Raw genomic sequence first — 17885 nt, 5'->3', positions numbered from 1 at the left:
TCGACGCTTTCGCAAGAAGCCGCAACAGATTCACGCCTAGTCGGGGCGTAGCGCAGTCCGGTAGCGCACTAGCATGGGGTGCTAGGGGTCGAGTGTTCGAATCACTCCGTCCCGACCATATTATTCAATGACTTAGCCCAATCTCTTCAGATTGGGCTTTTTCATGCGCGTGACTTTTGCAGGACTCGTGGTTTTTCATGCATTATTTCTGGATCCTCAAGCCGTCCGTGGATCTGGCGGCCGCGGTATTGATCATCGCATCAGTACTGTAACCACCCAGATCACACGCCAGATTCAACAGGTGAAAGTATGGAAAAGGCATTCAAGCAACCGCTGTTTGTGACCGGCATACCGCTGGCGATTTGCGGATTCTGTTTCGGCATCAGCGGCCTGTTCATCGAGAAGACGTTCGCCTACATGGCGCCGGGCCTGTTGATCCCTGGCCTGATCTTCATGCTGATCGGGTGGATGCAGCGCAATAAATGAAGGCCGTGCGATCGTGACAGTCGAGCCACTGCCCTCTGTTACCCGGTAACGCAGTGGGGCAGCGCACGCTCATCTGATAGCGCATTGCTACCCGATTTGGCTTCTGGTATACCCGGTCGGTAGCTGTCAAGAAACCGAGACAGCGTCATGGATCGAGGTCCTCACCGTGGATAAAAAGCAACATGCTCAGCTGTCGGTCGAGGAGCTCAATGCTATCGCCGAAATCGAGGCGACCACCAATATTCTGAAACTCATCGTGCGGCTCACAGGCATGCGCTTTGCGGCCATCGTCAAGTTCTGCGAAAAGGAGTGGGTGGCCTGCAGCGTCAATGACGAGATATGCCTGGGCATCAAGGACGGTGAGCGATTTCCTCTTGAGCACTCGATGTGCAGCAATCTGCTGACCGAGCCTTCCAATCTCGTTGTGGGTTGCGTGAGCCAGAGTCCGGTTCATCGGGGCAACGTCGCCTCACAGCGGTTCGGCTTTGAAAGCTCGATCTCCATTCCTATTTTTCTGCGCGACAACAGTCTGTTCGGGTCGCTCTGTGTGCTTGATCCCGATGCCGATCGGCTGGAAGAGCAGGAAGCGATCGACGTCCTGGTCATTTTCGCCAAGCTGGTCGGCAGCATTTTCCAATGGCACTACGATCATTGTCGTCAGGCCCAATTCCCGCAAACGAGCGTGGCGGTTTAACGGCACAACGTGCAGCGCGCTCGACGTTGACCGACAGCCCGGCAATGAAGCAGACCCGCGCACCAACACGCCGCGCACTGATCCTCAGAACCACAGGTGAGCTGTCAGGACTGCGGAGCGGCCAGAGAGGCGTGCCGGATGCACAGCTCGCCCGTCGCGCGGATCAGCGCCAGTTTATGCAGTTCATCCTTGGCCAGCCCAGGCAGCGTCTGGCTCAGCCAGCCAGGGCAGGCCTCGCTGGTTCTGAACGGGCTGAATGTCGCGTAGGACCGAAGCAGGCGGTTCTGAAGTGTATCCAGCTGCGGCCGAATATCGTTCTTCAGATCCGGACGTGGCGTTTCCGGGGCTTTCCCCGCGGTGTGCCATGCCGCCAGCAATCCGTACTGGACCAGCTTGTTCGCCTCGATCTGGGCGGCGAGTAGCTGGGCTGCTTCGTCTGCTGCGAGCTTGTAACCGCCGGCCTGCTGTCGGGCATCGGCGATCACCTTGGCTTCTCTCTGCGCGTCCTGGACGGGTTGCGCGCTGTCCCATTTGGTCAGCGCCACTTGATCGGCGATTTCGATTCGCTCGTTGATAGCCGCAAGCAGCGGCTTCAATGCTTCATGGCCGGGACCATCTGCACCCGGTACCGTCGATGCGGCAGAGGCGTTGAAGACAGTGAGCGCCAGGCCCGCCAGCGCATAAGGTAACCAGGGTTTGAAAGGGTGGGTGATGGCGGGAATGTTCATGGAGGATCTCGGTGGACAGGCTGATGTCTGGGAAGTCGAACAATAAATGGAAGTAAACCTACTAGAAGGTAGGCTATCATGCAACCTGCAAATAACGCGTTATATCGACCGCTAGTTCCGAGCGACATGCGGGAAGGGACCCGGCCTTCAAGGGAACTGCGCCGGACGTACGAGCTGGGCGCCAGCTGTTAAGACAATCTTCACAGCCACAGGGCTTGACTCAAAACCTACTGAAAGGTAGGTTGACCCCATGGCTAATCACTCGAACACCTTTTACGAAATTCTCAATTGTGCTCGCTCGCTGATCATTGCGGGCGGATATAGCGGCTTCAGCTATGCAGACATCGCTGAAACCGTGGGCATCCGCAAAGCCAGCATTCATCATCACTTTCCTACCAAGGTCGACCTTGTGCGGTCGCTGGTCAGCCAGTATCGGCAAGAAGCAGAAGCCGGCATCGCCCATATCGAGCGTGTCAGCGCAGGGCCGGCGGATCAGCTTCGGGCCTACACGGGCTACTGGCAGGGATGCATCGCGGATGCTGCGAAAGGCTATTGCGTCTGCGCGTTGCTGGCAACCCAGATCCCGGTACTGCCCCAGGAAATCGTCGTCGAAGTCAGGGCGCACTTCCGCGCGCTGTCCGCTTGGCTCACCTCTGTGTTCGAGCGCGGACAGGCTCAAGGCAGCATGGCGTTGTCCGGCGATGCCCGTAGCGAAGCGGAGCGCTTCATGGCGACGGTACATGGCGCGATGCTGTCCGCACGGGCCTATGGTGATCCTGAAATGTTCGGTGTGATCACCCAGCCGATGATCGAAAAACTCATGATTGCCTGAACAAGGAAAGCGGTCGCTGCGCGGCCGTTTTTTTTGACCTGAAAAACTACCTTCTAGTAGGTAGTAGTTTTGTTTGAGTCCATTCGGCCTTCGTGTTCCGAAAGGTCATCACTAAACGATGAGGATTGCGTCGATGCTCCAGCCCAATGTTTTGCAGAGCCCTGTGAGCCCGTCCAGCGCTCTGCCCGCAGCCAGCGCGGGGCTGCCGCCCTTGGACAGTCAGGCGTTTCTGAAATTACTGGTGACTCAGTTGCAGCATCAGGATCCGCTGTCGCCGGCCGATCCCGGCGAAACCGTGCAACAGCTGGCTGCATTGACGCAGGTGTCTTCGCTTCAGGAGATCAGCGGGCTGTTAAGGCAGCTACTCGGGAAGGGTTCGGCCTACGACCCGGCTGCGTGGCTCGGTCGATCGGCGCTGGTGCCCTCGAGCAAAGCCTTGCCCCGCGAAGATGGCAGCTATGCCGGCGAGGTGCTGGTCGATGGCCCGACCGAGCTGGATATCACCTTCACCGATGCCAACGGCGTCGTGGTTCACACCGAACATCACGTGAGCGCCGCCAAGGGGGCGATCAGTTTCAACTGGGAGGGGCGTGGCAACGGCGAGGCGGTGAAAGGGCCACTGACGATCAGCGTCGCGTCCCACGGCGGCATGCCCGCCAGCGTTGGCGTGTGGACCACCGTAACCAGCGTTCGCGGCCCCGGCGAATTGGGCGCGCTGGTCGAAACCCCGCTTGGCTCATTCACCCCCGACGTGGTCATCGACCTCAAATAGCACGATCCGGCAGGCGCCTGCGGGCTCACGACAATAAACCTTCATTCGGTAAACGAAGATGCACAATCAGACCCTTGGAACGACCCACGTAAACACCCCTGACATCAGCAGCCAGTGGCTGATGACCTATTACTTCATCCGGGCGGCGGTCTCGTTCGTCTGGGTGGGCGCTGCTTTCACCCTCGGCGCGGCAATACCCTTGATCGCCGCGATGCTGTTGATCTTCTATCCCACCTGGGATGCTGCGGCCAACGTGCTGGACGCCCACCGTAACGGCGGCTTGAGGCGTAACCCGACCCAGGCGATCAATGCATTGCTCAGCCTGGTCACCACGATCTCCATCGCCCTGGCCCTGTCGAGCAGCATGAACGCGGTGCTGGGGGTTTTTGGCGTGTGGGCCATCGTGTCCGGCCTGCTTCAACTGGCGACAGCGGTGCGTCGCTGGAAGGTCTACGGCGCGCAGTGGCTGATGATTCTCAGCGGCGCTCAGTCAGCACTGGCAGGCGCATTTTTCATCAAGCAGTCTTCAATACCGGCCGTGCACAGCCTCCTCGAAGTCGCCCCGTATGCAGCGTTCGGTGCGTTCTATTTCCTGATTTCAGCCATCTGGCTGTATGTCTCGGCGGCCCGGCGTCTGCGCGCCTGAGGCATTGGCGCTGCGTTTGCACCTGACGACGGGCGAAGGCCTCATGATGTACATTGACGCCAACCCTACTAGAAGGTAGTTTCCTATGGGGGTCGCGGGCTTCGCAGTCACAAGTCGGGCAATCGCTTTGTAGAACAACAATCAAATGAGGGAATCAGGATGGTTCGTTTACTTTCAGGATGTGTCGCACTGTGTTGTTCGATTAACTGCATGGCCGCCCTGCAACCGCAATCGTTGGAGCAACTGTGCACGGTGCTCAACGACACTCAGCTGCGAGCCGGCGAGTGGACTCGCTACGACGACGGCGGGGAAGGCTGCAAAAGCGGACAGCGGCCGGTGAAACCCGACGCCGGCGATAACAACAGGATTTCCTATTCGGCCGAAGGCGGCGAGGGTGTTGCACGTCGGGTCAAGCTGACGCTGCAAGTCATGCTGCCGTCGGATGACACTGCGGCCAAACGGGAATTGATCAGGGCGACCAAGCGGCTGGCGGTCAGGGCGTTGGGACGGTCCATTCCGCATGCGTTCGATGAGGCCATCATCAAGGCTTCGCCGCTCAATCTGGACGTGGGCAGCGGACGTGCAACGCTGACCCGAACGGTCGTCAACAAGCAGAGCTACGTGTTGTCCGTGGTCATGGAGTGACACCCAGCGACTTCAAGCGCAAGCAGGACCGGGCGAGGTACCGTCGATCCGGTCCGTTTGAATTAACTGATCAAGCCCTGCTCACAGATAGATGGAATCGATAACCGATTGCTTTGAGCTAAGGTTTTCCGTATGCAGAACGCAGATGATTTTCGCTACACCGCTCACAAACTCCTGTTGGCACTGGACGCTTCGACCATCGATCTGATGAAGATGGTGTCGATTTCCTGCATGGGAAGTGCCGCCTGGAAGTCTGCCGTGATCGTGCAGCAAGCTTCGTTTGCCGAGCTGCACTTGCACCTCGGACAACCGGACGCCGTGACACTCATGCAGACCGACCGCCTGCACTGAAGCAGGCGCGGCGCGGTGTCTACGGCGCGGCTTTGCTCGCATTATTCCCCTCGCCTGATATCGAGCGACCGCTCGTCGGAACCTGAGCACTATCAGCACGTTGGCCACTCAATGGGATAGCCAAAGGAAGTGGACTCTATGCGAGCTAAAATTTTTGATTCACCCAACGCCCTTGATCTCATGAAAGAACTCGACCAGGCCACCGAGCAGATGATGTCTATCTCGGTTGAATTGGTTGGCGGCCCGCAATGGCAGGAAGCGTTCGACAGGCAACAGAAGGCGTTCCGCAGCTGGCGTGATTACCTCTACTGCAAAGCTGACGAAAAACCGCCTGCGCGACTGCTTAACATTGCCTGACGCCTTTATCGCGGTGCAGTGATGAAACATCGGGAAGCGAGGCCGTGAGCCGCTTCCCGTTATCCGCACATTATGCGCAGGGCGTTGCCTTCACTGATTGCCTTTACCCGCTAGTCGCTCGATGACAGGCACGAGGTTAGGTCGCTGCTGGCGCCATTCTTCCTGAGTGATGCCCAGCAATACCACGTCGACACGCTTGCCTTCATGTATCGCGTTCTGGCGCCTGACACCTTCGAGCACGAAGCCGAATCGCTGGTGCATTTTGATCACCGCGGAATTGACTTCGAGCACCTCACAGTTGAGCTTTTCCAACTGCGCAGGGCCAAATGCGTAGTCGAGCAGCCAGAACTCGACCTGACTGCCAATACCTTTGCCTTGCACCCTCGCGTCCAGATACAACGCCCAGTTGGCAGTGCGCTGCAAGGCGTTGATCTCACTGAGCGACACCACACCTATCAGCTGGTCACCGCTGATCACCCCGAACACCGCCTGCCTCGAATTGGACTTTAACTGATCGAGCCAGCGGGCATGTTCGGCTTCGCTGATTTCGTGAGAGGTGTACATGAACCTGCGCACCTCGGGCTGATTGCGCAGATGCCGAACCTGCGCCTGCCGGGTGGCGGGCAAGTCGAGAATGGGCACGAATTCCATGCAGGTCCTTGTTTGGGGAAGATTGAAAACCGGTATTCGGACAACTGAATCGAAATGATCGGGGCTGTTGGCAGCTTTGTCATCACGTTGCGGAGGGTTTTTTCAAAATAGCCGGAACGAATCGTTTCGCGTCCCGGTCAACCGGTTTCGATAACCTTGAGCGGGTACGCACCATGACCGATATCACTGAAACCCTGCGCGAAGATCTTTACGAAAAGACCCGAAAGCAGCTCAACACCTTTCTGAACGAAACCAATGAATTACTGGCCGCCGGCGACGCCTTGCACGAGGACCGCACCGCACAGGCGCGCCAGCGATTGACCGACTTCCTGGCCAACGCAACCTCTACGGCAGTGGATTACGATGACACCCAGACCCCGGTGGTGACGCGCGTGCTCAACCAGGGCAAGGCGTATGTCCAGACTCATCCATGGGCTGCCGTCGGTGCTGCGGCCGGAATCGGGCTGGTGGTCAGCCTGCTGCTCAAACGTAACAGCGGTTAAAAGGAGGTTGTCGTGGTTCGCCGTCGCTCACCGATGGATCCGATGCGATCCTTCAACGGCCGGCTCGCGTTCTCCGGCCTGTTTACGCCCGTCATATACCCTCGTTACCGGCTTGTACTGTTCCTGGCGGGCACTGTTTCAGACTGTGGCTTCGGTGCTGCCTTGGCGCCGGCCCAAGTCCTGCGCAAGCAAAAATGGGGGATTCGCATGAATGTCGACGAAGAAACGGTTCGTCAGTTGGCCCAAATGATCTGGGAGACCGAGGGCAAGCCCGAGGGGCAGGAAGCGCGTCACTGGGAAATGGCCACGCGCCTGGCAGAGTCCGCCGCCATGGCGCCGACCCGTGCGCCCGGCAAGCACAAGGTGGAAACGCTGTTCCCGGCGCCCCATGACGGCAAGGACGAGTAGGGCGACAGCGGCACGCTTGATTGCTTCAGTCAGCTGGCGCGACTCATCTTCTCCAGCAGCATCGCCTTAACCTGCGGCCATTCATCGTCGATGATGCTGAACCGCACCGAATTGCGCTTGCGCCCGTCCGGCATGATCCGCTCGTGGCGCACGATGCCTTCTTGCCGGGCGCCGATTCGCAAGATGGCGGCACGGGACTTCTCGTTGAGCTCGTCGGTGGTGAATTGCACGCGCACGCAGTTCATTTCCTCGAACGCATGGCGCAGCAGCAGAAACTTCATCTCGGTGTTCAACCCCGAACGCTGCATCGACTGGCTCAGCCAGGTGTGGCCGATCTCCAGCTTGCGATGCTGACGGTCGATCTTCCAGAAGCGCGTGCTGCCGACGATACGGCCCGTTTCACGGTGCACGATGGCGAACGGCATGACCGTGCCAGCGTCGCGCCCCGCCAACGCGGTGGCGATGTACTGTTTAACGGTCGACGGGCCGGGAATCACCGTCACCTTCATGTTCCACAGCTCGCCATCTTCTGCGGCCTGCAGCAACTGCGGGGCGTGCTCTGCCCGTAACGGCAGCAGCTCGACGCGTTTGCCGCTCGGCACTACTGGCCCGGTGGTGACTCTCTCTGCGCTCATGACCTCATTCCTTTGCTTTGGCGTTGGGCAGCGGCGCGCCTTTGGGCCAGAGCATCCAGATCTGCCCTTGCTGTTTCATGTTGCCAGCCAGTTCGCCGGCCGCATCGCCGGTGCCCCAGAACATGTCCGCGCGCACCTCGCCGGCAATCGCGCCGCCGGTATCCTGCGCGGCCACGGGACGTACCAGTGGCGAGCCATCGGGACGGGTGGACGACAACCACAGCAGGCTGCCCAGCGGAATGACCTTGCGGTCGATGGCGACACTGTAGCCGGCCGTCAGCGGCACATTGAGCGAGCCGCGCGGGCCTTCGGTGCTGTCCGGACGCTGGGTGAAGAACACGTAGCTGGGATTGCTGCCCAGCAGTTCATGCACGCGCTCGGGATGGGCAATCGCCCAGTCGCGAATGCGCCCCATGGACACCTCGTCCTTGGTCAGTTGGCCCTGTTCGACCAGCCAGCGGCCGACAGGCTTGTACGGATGACCATTCTGATCGGCGTAGGCGATGCGCAGTTGCCGGCCGTTTTCAAGCTGTACCCGGCCGGAGCCCTGGATTTGCAGGAACTGCAGGTCAATGGGGTTTTCCAGCCAGGCCAGCACGGGGGCGTTCACGCCTTTTTCGCCGATCGTTGCGGCGTCGTCATAAGGGCGCAGGATGCGTCCGTCGAGACGGCCACGCAGACGCTTGCCCTTGAGCTCGGGATAAATGCTGTCCAGATTGACGATGATCAGGTCATCGGGCACGCCATAGATGGCGACCGGGTGCTGATCGTTGCGCTGCTCGCTGCCCTTGTAGATGGGCTCGTAATAGCCGGTGATCAAGCCGTTGGCGCCATGTTCCGAGGAGCGCAGGCTGTAGACCTGCAACTGATTCTTGAGGAACTCGCGCACCGCGGCCGGGTTCTGCGGCACTTGCCCGGCCAGCGCACAGGTGCTGCCCCAGACCGGATCCTTGGCCAGCCGCTTGCACGCCGAGAACCAGCTGTTGTAGCCCGCCATCAGGTCTACATCATTGACCGGTGGCAGCTTGTCCCACTCGACGCTGACATACGTGGTGACTTCGGACGGTCTGGTTTTGGGCGCGCCGCCATCGCAGGCAGCGAGCAGAGCGATCAGCGGAGCGAGGCAAAACAGAAAGCGGCGCCAGTGCAGGCTTGTGGTCATCACGCGGGGTGTTCCTGAGAGCAAGTGAAGAGGGCTAGCTTGGTGAAAGCCGAGGGCTGCGTCAAATGTGTAACTGTCCTCCGACCGCAGCCGTTGCAGGACATTTCAGGCCCGTGTCGCACTTTTTTCCGGTTTGCGGCTCTATGCATGGCCGGGACGCAGCGATCCACGCGACGTCCAGAGAGTTGAAGCTTGCGATACATGGTCTGTGTTTCCCGATATTTCCTTGCGCGACGCGCTGCTCGTGCGCTGCTTGCGTCATGCCTGCTGATGCTCTGCATCGGTGGCTGCACCCGTCAGGACGGCCGTGACGTCGCCACCCAGTTCCAGGAAGCGCGCCCTCAGGAATTCTTTCAGACCAGCGTCGATCGCATGGCCACACTGGCCATGCATGACAACCTCGAAAGCCTGTACCTGCTGATGAACAAGCTGTACCTGCGCAATCCGGCGGAGTGGCGCAAGTCAGGCTTCGTCGACGCTCGTTCGGCCGAGCGCAATGTGCGCGAAGCCATCGAGCAGCAGAAGCCTCTCGGTCAACTGGGCAAACGCCGGGATCTGGCGGCCTTGAGCTATGCACTGAGCCCGGAGTTTCTCGGCGACCGGGTCGGCGCCTTCATCTACGCCATCGGCAGCATGCTGGTGACGGCCCACGGCGGGCGGCTCGAATTCTTCATGACCGACCAGATCAACCCGACGTTCGTGAGCAACGCGGCGCGCAATATCGAGAAGGCGACGTGGCTGCTGAGCCAGCGGCAGAACGCCAACGGCGAGCTGATGCTGTTCTCCAACGAGATCTCGGAGGAGGGCAGCAACCTCAGTTTCGCCACCGAGTTCGGCAAGATCGTCGCGCGTCTGGATCTGCTCACCCAGATGCTGGACGAACGTTACCGGCGCATTGGCCTGAACTACGCCCAGAGCCTGCTGTTCCTCAATTTCCTGCCCGTTCAGTAAGCATTCCCTGCCGCGCCGATGCCTTTCATCGGCGCGCCTCATCGTTCCTGCGCTGCGGTCGATACCTCTTTTGGCGTTGTGCAAAACAACAACAAATTTCAGGCCATGGAGTCAACGATGTTTAAAACAGTGCAGGCGCGCTATACGGTCATCTTCGTCGCCTTGATCCTGGTGATCGCGGTCATTACCGAGCAGGGCATCGAACACTTCGTCACGCCCAAAGTGCGGGCGTCTCAGGAAAAGGTCGTGCTCAGCCAGGTCGACCAGATCGGCACGCGGATTCTCTCGGACCTTGCGCGCGTCGAGGCGCAGTCCCGTGGCATCACCCAGGCGGTGCCGCTGCTGGACAGCGATGCCATCGACAAGGTGTTGCCGGGCATGGTCGACCAGTACGGCGATGCCAAAGTATTCGGCGGCGGTGTCTGGCCAATGCCCGACAAACGCACGCCCGGCCGCAACAAGCACAGCACGTTCTATCACCGTGACGGCAGCGGCCAACTGGTGGTCAGCACGTTCTGGAACTCCGACCCTGCGCCCAACTATTGGGAGCAGCCGTGGCACCGTGCCGGCCAGAACGCGCCCAAGGGCAAATGCGCCTGGGCGGCCGCGTATCAGGACGAAGCCAGTCCGCAGCCGCGCACCAACTGTGCGATGGGCATCTACAAGGACGGCTCGCTGTACGGCGTCTCGACCATCGACGTGACCCTCGGCTTCTTTAACGGCCTGATTCAGGAGAAGGAAAAAGAAATCCAGGGCCAGGTGATGATCGTCGAGCGCGATGGCAAGGTCCTGACCAATCAGGGCAGCATTCCCGGCGAAATCATCCTCAAGAACATTTCTGCCTTCACCGGTCAGTCGATGTTTGCCAAAGCCATTCAGGACGGCCTCACGCAAGTGTCCGGCGACGCGGTGTATTCCCGGGAATATCAGGACCCGCAACTGGGCGATCTGACCTTCTTCCTGCGCCCGGTGGTGGGCACGCCATGGCTGATCGCAACCTCGTTGCCGACGGCAATGCTGACGGCCAGCAGCAGCGAGGTGTTGAAAACCCTGGGCTGGCTGCAGATTCCGCTGGTGATTCTCTTGCTCGCGGTGCTGGGCTTCGCCTTCAATCGCCTGCTGGCGCGCCTGACCGTGTTGCGCACCAACATCGACGCGTTGTCGTCGGGTGAGGCGGATCTGACCCGGCGCATCCCGATCAAAGGCGAAGACGAGCTGGATGCCGTCGGTCATTCGGTCAACAAATTCATCGCGTTCCAGCAAACGATGATCGTCGAAGTGCGCAGCGGCACCGAGCAGATTTCCGCCGGTCTGGCGCAATTGCAGGAGCAGTCGCGCAACATCAACCAGATTCTTAATCGTCATGCCTCCGAGACCGATCAGGCGGTGACGGCGATCAATGAGATGAGCGCCACCGCCGACAGCGTGGCAGAAAGCGCGACGCAGACGGCCAGCTTTACCCAGTCGGCAAACGACGCCGCACAACGCTCGCGGGACGTCGTGGATCAGGCCTCGGTCAGCGTGCTGGCCCTGGTGGCCGAGGTTGAAGACGCGACCCAATACGTGCAGGAAATGCAGGTCGACGCCAAGCGCATCACTGACGTGCTCGGCGTGATCGGCGGAATCGCTCAGCAAACCAACCTATTGGCCCTCAACGCCGCGATCGAGGCGGCACGCGCAGGCGAGCAGGGCCGTGGCTTCGCGGTGGTGGCCGATGAGGTCCGGGCACTGGCGGGTCGCACTCAGCAGAGCACTTCGGAGATCAACGAAATGCTGTCGCGGCTGGAGCAGGGCGTGAGCACCGCCGTCGGCGCGATGGAGAAGACCAAGGTCAGTTGCCAGTCAACGGCCGACCGCACCTCGCGGGTCAACGAGGGGCTGGACGGCATGGCCGGCTCGGTGCTGCGCATCCATGACCTCAGCGCCCACATCGCCACGGCGGCCGAGCAGCAGAGCGCGGTCACCGAAGAAATCAATCAGAACATGATTGCGATTCGGCACATGGTGGGCGAACTGGTGGGCTGCGGCCAACAGACCGACACCAGCGTGGACGCGCTGGTGGCGTCCAACGAACGGCTGGTGGCGATGATCGACCGCTTCAAGGTGCGTTGAGCGCAGACGTGAGGCAGAAGCAGCGAAACAGGCACCGGAGCCTTTGGGCTCCGGCGTTCATTCAGTAAGTTTCGCCGCGAATGTACTCCTGCATCGTCTCGATCAGACTGGCCTGTTCGGCGATGGCCTCCTTGACCAGGTCACCGATCGACAGCAGGCCGGTCAACTGGCCCTCGTCCACCACCGGCAAGTGGCGCAAACGGCGTTCGGTCATAATGCTCATGCATTGATCGAGCGTGTAGTGCGAGTCCACGGTTTCCACATCGTGGGTCATGATGTCGCTGATCGGCGTGCCCACCGAGGCGCGGCCCTTGAGTTCCATCTTGCGCGCGTAGTCTCGCTCACTGACGATCCCCACGACTTTGCCATCGCGCACCACCGGGACGGCGCCGATGTTTTTCTCGGCCATCAACTTGATCGCATCGATGACCATCTGATCAGGACGGACGGTGTGGACCTCGTGCGTGACTTTGAGCTTCAGTAACTCGGCAACGGTCTTCATGCTGGCCTCTCCGGCGCGTTTTTTGTCAAACGGCCCAGTCTGGCCGTGTGTAGAGAATCGTAGAGAGAACGCATTCCGGCAAGTTTGAAAACGCCATGCAGCGGGCCAAAAACGTCAGCGCTCTTCCAAGGCGTCGGTTTCTCGCGCCAGGCACATGATTCCAGGACTGCGCTTCAGCCGATTCGCCGCGCCAGGCCGGCTTGCCCAACAGGCGCCGAGCGCGGGCGCAGCAGGCCGGGCACCTCGCGCGTCTGCAGGACGAAGCCCTGCACCCATTGCACGAAGGTCGTTTCATCCAGCGTCCTGAGGGGCAACTGCGTGCACAGGCGCACTGACAGCTGCTCGTCCAGCGCCAGCCAGCAGCCGCTCATTGCGCCGCTGTCGAAGTTGAGCCTCATCAGCCGCTCGTACAGCCCGGGATCAGGTCGCAGCGCCAGTTTGCAGTGCAGGATCGCGACGTCGCCAGCGCCTGGGATCTCGATGATGACCACCTCGCGGCCGTCGTCGAACAGGGCGCAGACGCCGTTGTCCAGTTGCAGGGCCGTGCCCAGTTGTTTTCCCAGCGCGCGAATCAAGGCGTCGGCCTGTGGGTTCGGTGTCGTCATGTGCAGTGTCCTTGCCGGATTTGAAGTCGAAAGGGCGCCGATCGCCGGCGCCCGTCATGCATCAGCGCGCCCTGAAGGTGCCGTTGTCGGTCTGACCCAGTTCCTGCGCGGGCCTGGGGTCGCCACGGTCGGCGATCTCACCGTCTGCGGTGGCTTTCTTCGGCTGGGTGGGGTGCTTGCCGTAGTCGAAGGTGACTTCGCCCATCAGGCGCTCGATGCTCAGGGTGCTGCCGCTCTTGTAGCTGACGAATGGAAACGGCGTGCCGAACGAGTCTTCCTTGGCCGCAGTCTTGAAGATCGCGATGCTTTTGATACGCAGATTGTTCTTGTCGCTGAGCAGGCCTTTGAGCATGTCGTCGCTGAGCGTTCCGTTCAGGGCGCGTTCTTCGATGAGCTGCTTGATGTCGTCGCGGACCTCGAGTTTGATCTCCGCGCGCGTGGTGCCTTTGGTGTCCTTCATCGCGTCGAGCAGGCTTTTGAGCTGAGGCTCGGCGCTCATCATCTCGTGAATGCGCTGGGCGTTGCCTTCATTGCAGTCCAGGCTCAGCATCCGCTTGACGCTGTCGATACCGCGTTTGGCCAGCGCCACCTGATCGACCCGGTTGACGTTGTTGTGCTTGACCACCATGTCCATCAACGTCATCAGGCTGGAGCCCTGGCTGGCGGCGGTGTTCTGCCGGTCGAGCTGGCGCAGGCTCATGCGCGCGGCATATTGAGCGTCGTTCTCATCGGTCAGGCCGGTGTGGTATTTCTGCTTGAGGTCCTGCAAGACCTGTTCAGGGCGCTTGCCCTCTGGGGCCGGGTTCTTGCTCAGCGCCGGAAAGGCTTTTTCCAGCGCCTCGCTCACGGCCTTCACATCGGCGGTCTGCACCGGCAAAGCCTGCTTGAAGCGCACGTCGTAGGTCTTGCCGGTCTTGTTGTCGAACGCCAGCGTCGCGCTGACCCCCAGCGGCGCGCCGGCAGAGATGAAGAGGTCGTTGGGACGCGACGAAAAGACCGTGCTGAACATCCGCGCGTAGCCCGTCAGCGAACCCTTTTCGAGGAATCGCGCGCGGTTGCTGCTGTAGATGTCGGTTTTCAGCCCGTCGCTGCCGCGCCCCGTGGTTCTTTCCTTCTCCGCGCTGAGCAATGACAGGCTGCCGAGCAGGCCGGCACCGAAGCGCATGAAGCCTGCGACCGGCTCGGCGTCGGTCTGGCCTTTGTTGGTGCGCGATTCGATGTTGAAGCCCAGATCGAGATCGAACGTGTGTTTACCGGTGGTGCGCACCTCCTTTTCAACGCCGCGATCCATCAGCGCCATGGGCTTGAGGCTGCCCGGGACCTCGCGCTTGCTGCTCGCGAGCGGCGTCTGCATCAGGTCGGCCATGAACGCCTCGAGTTCGTCGTCGCGAACGAAGAAGCTCAGCGCCGTGCTGTTGGCGTACTTGTATTTGCCGTCTAGGCTGCCGGCGAACCAGCCGGCGTTGGACTGAATATTGGCGTGGCTGTCACCGGGCGTGGTCTCGGTGTCGCTCTTGCCGCCGCCAAAGCCGAAGCTGCCGGTGCCGCTGATCGCGCCTTCCCGGCTCAGGGCCACTTTCAATCCGCGGTCGAAGCGGGTGAAGGTCAGGCCGTAAGTGCGCTCCGGGTCGATGTTGCCGCGCAACCCGAGAAAGGCCGCGCCGGCCGGGCCGGAGACGCCACTGGTGATGCCGCCACCATAGTTGCGGTTCAGCTTGAGGCTTTCCCGTGGCTCGAGATCGCGCAGCGCCTGAGTCAGCTTCCTGGTGATGTCGGCGTTGTCGGGCCCGGCAGGGGACTGCAGCCCTTGCAGCACGCCGCGCTTGATCGGGTGGTTCTCCTTGCGCAGGTGTTTGAGCAGGTTTTTGGTGGCGTCATAGCTGGCTTCCAGCGAAGCATGGTCGCGAAAGCCGGCGTCGGTGTAGCGCTTGACCGAGCTGCCTTCGTAGACATCGTTGTGCAGCGTGGCCAGCGCGGTGGCGAGGGTGTCGAGATTGTTCTCGCCTGGCCGCTTGAGTTCGTCGGCGAAACCGTCGAGCGCCGCGCTGATCTCACTCAACACCTTGACGTCCAGCGCCAGGCGGGCGCGCAGCAGCGCCTGACTGTCGCCTCGCTTGCGAGAATTATCCAGAGCGGTTTCGGTGTTGCGCCGCTCCAGCGTGAAATGCGCGTTCTCCAGCGAGGTCAGCAATTGCCCCAACGGTTGCTCGTCATCGATGCCGCTGTGGCGCAACACGCTGGCCACTTGCGCCATCATGTCGTTTTCCCGCGGCTTGCCCTGGAACGTCGGATTGATCTCGCCGTTTTTCAGCAAGGCCTGCTGATCCTCGGCCAGTTCGCGAAGGGTGCGGTGCAGGTCGTCCGTGACGCTGGTTTGAAACCAGCCAAACAACTCGGCGAGCTCGCTGGATTCGGGCGACATCAGGCGCGGCGCCAGGGCGTCGATGCGCTCGGCCATCGGCTGGGCTGGCGCGCCTGTTGCGGCTGCGGCACGGGCGTTGAGGTCTTGCAGCAACGCGGTTTCTTCCGCATAGATCGGCGCCAGGCCCTCGCGGCCTTTCCAGGCGTGCTGGAGGCTGTCGCCCGGCACCTTGGCCGCGCCGGTCAGGGAAAGATGCGAGGTCAGGTAGTTCTGGGTGAGGGAAGCAGGCGCGTACTGGCGGACTTGCATGCTCTCGACGTTGTTGCTGCCCATCACGTTGACGGTCAACTTGCGCGCACCTTTGCGAACGGTTTCCGGCTCCGCGGCGGCCAGTCGATCGAAGTCTGCGTGAGGGACGTGGTGTGTCTCAGGCGCAGGTGTAGCGGCTTCCCATCCATCCTCGGTTTTGACGAACTCGCCCTGCGGGGTGCTCGCCAGCAGGCGTCCGTCGTGATGAGGCCGCAGATCCTCTAGGGTCGCCGCCGGCGTCGTGTCTGGCCCTGCGACGGCTTGCCAGGCGCCCTCCGGCCGCATTTTTCGGGCACTGGCGCGGTCGCCGTCCAGCTGGAACAGCACGCCGTCGCGCAGGGCGAACCAGTGCTTGCCGCCGGTGCTGATGGCCTGAATGTCTCGCTCGCCGGGTGGCTGCGGCAGTAGCGTGCGTTCGCCATTCTGGTCGTGCAGGCGCAGCTCGCCGCCGCTCAGCGTCATGAAATTCTGGTCGTTCTGCACGGCGAGTTTGTCCGCCGTCAGGTGCTCGGCACCGCGCATGACCGTGCCCTTGGCTTCGGTGCCGCGTCCCGGCAGGGCCAGATCGATCCCGCGGCCCATGTCATGGGCGGCGGCCTGGGGCACCACTTTCAACTGCTTGAGCTTGCCGTCCTTGTCGATCAGGTAGGCGAACCCATCCTGACCGGCCTGCAGTGCCTTGATTTCTTTCTCGGTGGTTTTCTTCCATTCCCGGGTGCGCGGGTCTTGCACCAGCAGGTTGCCCTCATGCCGGGCGATCTTGCCGCGCGGCAGCTGGATCTGTGCGTCGGCGGCAGGCGCCAGGGCCGGCAAGCCGCGCTGGCGATCCATGATCAGCGGCGTCATGCTCCAGCCGGGGACGAAGTCGCCTTTCGTGTCGTCCCACGCCGCACTGTGCTCCAGCCCTTGCTGATCCTTGATCCTGGCGTGCAGGACGTTTTTCTCGTCGTGGAAGAAATCACTGACGGTGTGGTTGCCGAAGGCAGCCTGGAGTGCAGGCGACGGCGGCGCTGGCGTGAGCCTGAGTTCGCCGGCCACGAACATCGTCTGCTGGCGCTCGTCCATCGACGGCATGTCGGCCTGCAGCAACGTGCCGGAGGCGGTGGTCGCCAGCACACGGTTCCCGGCGATGGCTACCGATTTGGGCTTCATGGCCTCATCGTTGCCCGTGCCAGTGGGCACGATCAGGTGATGCATGTCGTGCAGACCCGGCCCGAATGTGTCGCGCAGCTCGAGTAACTGCCGGCCGTGGGTGTCCTCGCTGAGGGCCATCAGCTGTCCCTGCGGCGAACGGCCGAGAGACGTCACGGTGTGAGCGAAATTCAGCGCGTTGTTCAAATCACCGAGGGCGAACACCCGTCCCTCGTCATTGAGTCCGAACAGGCTGCCGTCGCCGCTGTTGTGCAGGCTTTTCAGCGTTGCCCCTTTCGGGTTTTCGTGCCATTCACCTTGTCGCAGTTGGTACAGCTTGTCCTCGTGAATCCGCCAGGCCGTGTTCTGCCGGTCCTTGTGCACGCCGGTGATCTGCGCGCGATGGGCGTCGCCCGGCATGGTCACGCTGAAGGCGTTGTTGGCCCGGTTCTCACTGGTTTTGAACAGCGAGAGCGCAATGTCGCTGGCATGGGCGTGGACCAGTCGATCCTGGGCATCCACCAGCAGGTATTCGGTTTGCTCCGGGCTTTGATTGAGCTGAGCGAGGCCCTGATAGCGTTGGTCGCGTTTGTTGAGAATGCCCTCGAGCAGTTGCTCGGTGCGATTGCTCTGGCCGGCGGCGCCGAAGACCAGCTTGCGGTTCTCCAGGGCCATGGTCAGGCGAGGCGTCATCTCAAGGGATTCGGGCGCAACCTCCGACGAACTGGCCACAGGCGCGCCTGAGGGCGCGGCAGGTGCGAGGCTGCCTGCCGCCGCTGCCGAGGTGGGTGTGGGGACAGGGGACGCGCTGCGGGGGATCGATGAGGCGTCTCCGGGTTTGGCCTTGAACAGGCCGCCTGCGAAGTTGTGGGTTTTCTGCAGCGTCGAGCGGCTGGCACTCGCCATGCGCGCCAGCACGTTTTTGCGCTGCCTCGGCCCGGCCGATTCCGTGGCCGACTGATTCACTGAGGTGCTGCTGACGTTCGAGGTCCGAGCGGAGGACACCGGGGGTAAAGCCATGCTGACGCCATCCCTGCAAGTGA

Annotated in this window: 19 protein-coding genes, 1 tRNA gene and 1 pseudogene; 14 read left to right on the top strand and 7 right to left on the bottom strand. The window is 61.4% G+C overall.

Features of this window, described 5'->3' with window-relative positions; translation table 11 throughout:
• Positions 1-41 precede the first annotated feature (41 nt).
• The 3 genes from QRN36_RS15450 to QRN36_RS15440 all read left to right on the top strand — a co-directional run bounded on the left by QRN36_RS15450 (position 42) and on the right by QRN36_RS15440 (position 1180).
• A tRNA-Pro gene (locus QRN36_RS15450) sits at positions 42-118 on the top strand.
• Between the two features lie 191 nt (positions 119-309).
• Positions 310-486 (top strand): hypothetical protein, encoded by a 177-nt coding sequence (locus tag QRN36_RS15445; protein WP_285424853.1) that lies wholly within the window; start codon positions 310-312, stop codon positions 484-486.
• 166 nt (positions 487-652) lie between these two features.
• A complete protein-coding gene (locus QRN36_RS15440; RefSeq protein ID WP_285424852.1) occupies positions 653-1180 on the top strand; it encodes a GAF domain-containing protein in 528 nt (175 codons plus the stop codon).
• Positions 1181-1284: 104 nt separating this feature from the next.
• Here QRN36_RS15440 and QRN36_RS15435 read toward each other — a convergent pair whose 3' ends face one another.
• On the bottom strand, positions 1285-1908 hold the full coding sequence (locus QRN36_RS15435) for a chorismate mutase (protein ID WP_285424851.1): 624 nt from the start codon (positions 1906-1908) through the stop codon (positions 1285-1287).
• A gap of 250 nt (positions 1909-2158) precedes the next feature.
• On the opposite strand from QRN36_RS15435, the gene QRN36_RS15430 reads away from it, so the two are divergent.
• The 6 genes from QRN36_RS15430 (at position 2159) to QRN36_RS15405 (ending at position 5511) form a co-directional block, all read left to right on the top strand.
• Positions 2159-2740, top strand: coding sequence for a TetR/AcrR family transcriptional regulator (locus QRN36_RS15430; protein WP_285424850.1), 582 nt, complete (start codon positions 2159-2161; stop codon positions 2738-2740).
• Between the two features lie 133 nt (positions 2741-2873).
• Positions 2874-3512 carry a flagellar hook assembly protein FlgD gene (locus QRN36_RS15425; RefSeq protein ID WP_285424849.1) on the top strand — a complete coding sequence of 213 codons (639 nt, stop codon included), beginning with the start codon at positions 2874-2876 and terminating at the stop codon, positions 3510-3512.
• A 58-nt stretch (positions 3513-3570) separates the two neighbouring features.
• A complete protein-coding gene (locus QRN36_RS15420) occupies positions 3571-4158 on the top strand; it encodes a DUF308 domain-containing protein (RefSeq protein ID WP_285424848.1) in 588 nt (195 codons plus the stop codon).
• A 210-nt stretch (positions 4159-4368) separates the two neighbouring features.
• Positions 4369-4803, top strand: coding sequence for a hypothetical protein (locus QRN36_RS15415; RefSeq protein WP_285424847.1), 435 nt, complete (start codon positions 4369-4371; stop codon positions 4801-4803).
• Positions 4804-4935: 132 nt separating this feature from the next.
• Positions 4936-5154, top strand: coding sequence for a hypothetical protein (locus QRN36_RS15410; RefSeq protein ID WP_285424846.1), 219 nt, complete (start codon positions 4936-4938; stop codon positions 5152-5154).
• A 138-nt stretch (positions 5155-5292) separates the two neighbouring features.
• Positions 5293-5511, top strand: a complete 219-nt coding sequence (locus tag QRN36_RS15405) for a hypothetical protein (protein WP_093459021.1) — start codon at positions 5293-5295, stop codon at positions 5509-5511.
• 90 nt (positions 5512-5601) lie between these two features.
• Here QRN36_RS15405 and pseH read toward each other — a convergent pair whose 3' ends face one another.
• On the bottom strand, positions 5602-6162 hold the full coding sequence (gene pseH, locus QRN36_RS15400; RefSeq protein ID WP_285424845.1) for a UDP-4-amino-4,6-dideoxy-N-acetyl-beta-L-altrosamine N-acetyltransferase: 561 nt from the start codon (positions 6160-6162) through the stop codon (positions 5602-5604).
• Positions 6163-6335: 173 nt separating this feature from the next.
• On the opposite strand from pseH, the gene QRN36_RS15395 reads away from it, so the two are divergent.
• Positions 6336-6665 carry a hypothetical protein gene (locus QRN36_RS15395; protein WP_285424844.1) on the top strand — a complete coding sequence of 110 codons (330 nt, stop codon included), beginning with the start codon at positions 6336-6338 and terminating at the stop codon, positions 6663-6665.
• 207 nt (positions 6666-6872) lie between these two features.
• Positions 6873-7073, top strand: coding sequence for a DUF2934 domain-containing protein (locus QRN36_RS15390; RefSeq protein ID WP_093460054.1), 201 nt, complete (start codon positions 6873-6875; stop codon positions 7071-7073).
• A 29-nt stretch (positions 7074-7102) separates the two neighbouring features.
• Here the strand turns inward: QRN36_RS15390 and QRN36_RS15385 are convergent, their stop codons facing one another.
• Complete coding sequence (locus tag QRN36_RS15385; RefSeq protein WP_285424843.1) at positions 7103-7708, bottom strand: GNAT family N-acetyltransferase; 606 nt, start codon at positions 7706-7708, stop codon at positions 7103-7105.
• 4 nt (positions 7709-7712) lie between these two features.
• A complete protein-coding gene (locus tag QRN36_RS15380; RefSeq protein ID WP_285424969.1) occupies positions 7713-8870 on the bottom strand; it encodes a murein transglycosylase A in 1158 nt (385 codons plus the stop codon).
• Between the two features lie 270 nt (positions 8871-9140).
• On the opposite strand from QRN36_RS15380, the gene QRN36_RS15375 reads away from it, so the two are divergent.
• The 3 genes and pseudogenes from QRN36_RS15375 (at position 9141) to QRN36_RS27600 (ending at position 11933) form a co-directional block, all read left to right on the top strand.
• Positions 9141-9821: a hypothetical protein gene (locus QRN36_RS15375; protein ID WP_371265948.1), complete on the top strand. Its 681-nt coding sequence runs from the start codon at positions 9141-9143 to the stop codon at positions 9819-9821.
• A gap of 18 nt (positions 9822-9839) precedes the next feature.
• A pseudogene (locus QRN36_RS27605) lies at positions 9840-11060 on the top strand (cache domain-containing protein); the annotation flags it as partial.
• A 27-nt stretch (positions 11061-11087) separates the two neighbouring features.
• Positions 11088-11933 carry a methyl-accepting chemotaxis protein gene (locus QRN36_RS27600; protein ID WP_373568758.1) on the top strand — a complete coding sequence of 282 codons (846 nt, stop codon included), beginning with the start codon at positions 11088-11090 and terminating at the stop codon, positions 11931-11933.
• A 61-nt stretch (positions 11934-11994) separates the two neighbouring features.
• Here the strand turns inward: QRN36_RS27600 and QRN36_RS15365 are convergent, their stop codons facing one another.
• The 3 genes from QRN36_RS15365 to QRN36_RS15355 form a co-directional block, all read right to left on the bottom strand.
• Complete coding sequence (locus QRN36_RS15365; RefSeq protein ID WP_285424841.1) at positions 11995-12435, bottom strand: CBS domain-containing protein; 441 nt, start codon at positions 12433-12435, stop codon at positions 11995-11997.
• 173 nt (positions 12436-12608) lie between these two features.
• Positions 12609-13040, bottom strand: coding sequence for a type III secretion system chaperone (locus QRN36_RS15360; RefSeq protein ID WP_285424840.1), 432 nt, complete (start codon positions 13038-13040; stop codon positions 12609-12611).
• Between the two features lie 61 nt (positions 13041-13101).
• Positions 13102-17862, bottom strand: coding sequence for an AvrE-family type 3 secretion system effector (locus QRN36_RS15355; RefSeq protein WP_285424839.1), 4761 nt, complete (start codon positions 17860-17862; stop codon positions 13102-13104).
• Positions 17863-17885 lie beyond the last annotated feature (23 nt).

This window comes from Pseudomonas sp. efr-133-TYG-103a, from assembly GCF_030209235.1.
GTDB lineage: Bacteria > Pseudomonadota > Gammaproteobacteria > Pseudomonadales > Pseudomonadaceae > Aquipseudomonas.
The sequence above is the reverse complement of the archived record's forward strand: the minus strand, read 5'-3'. Positions and strand labels throughout refer to the sequence as shown.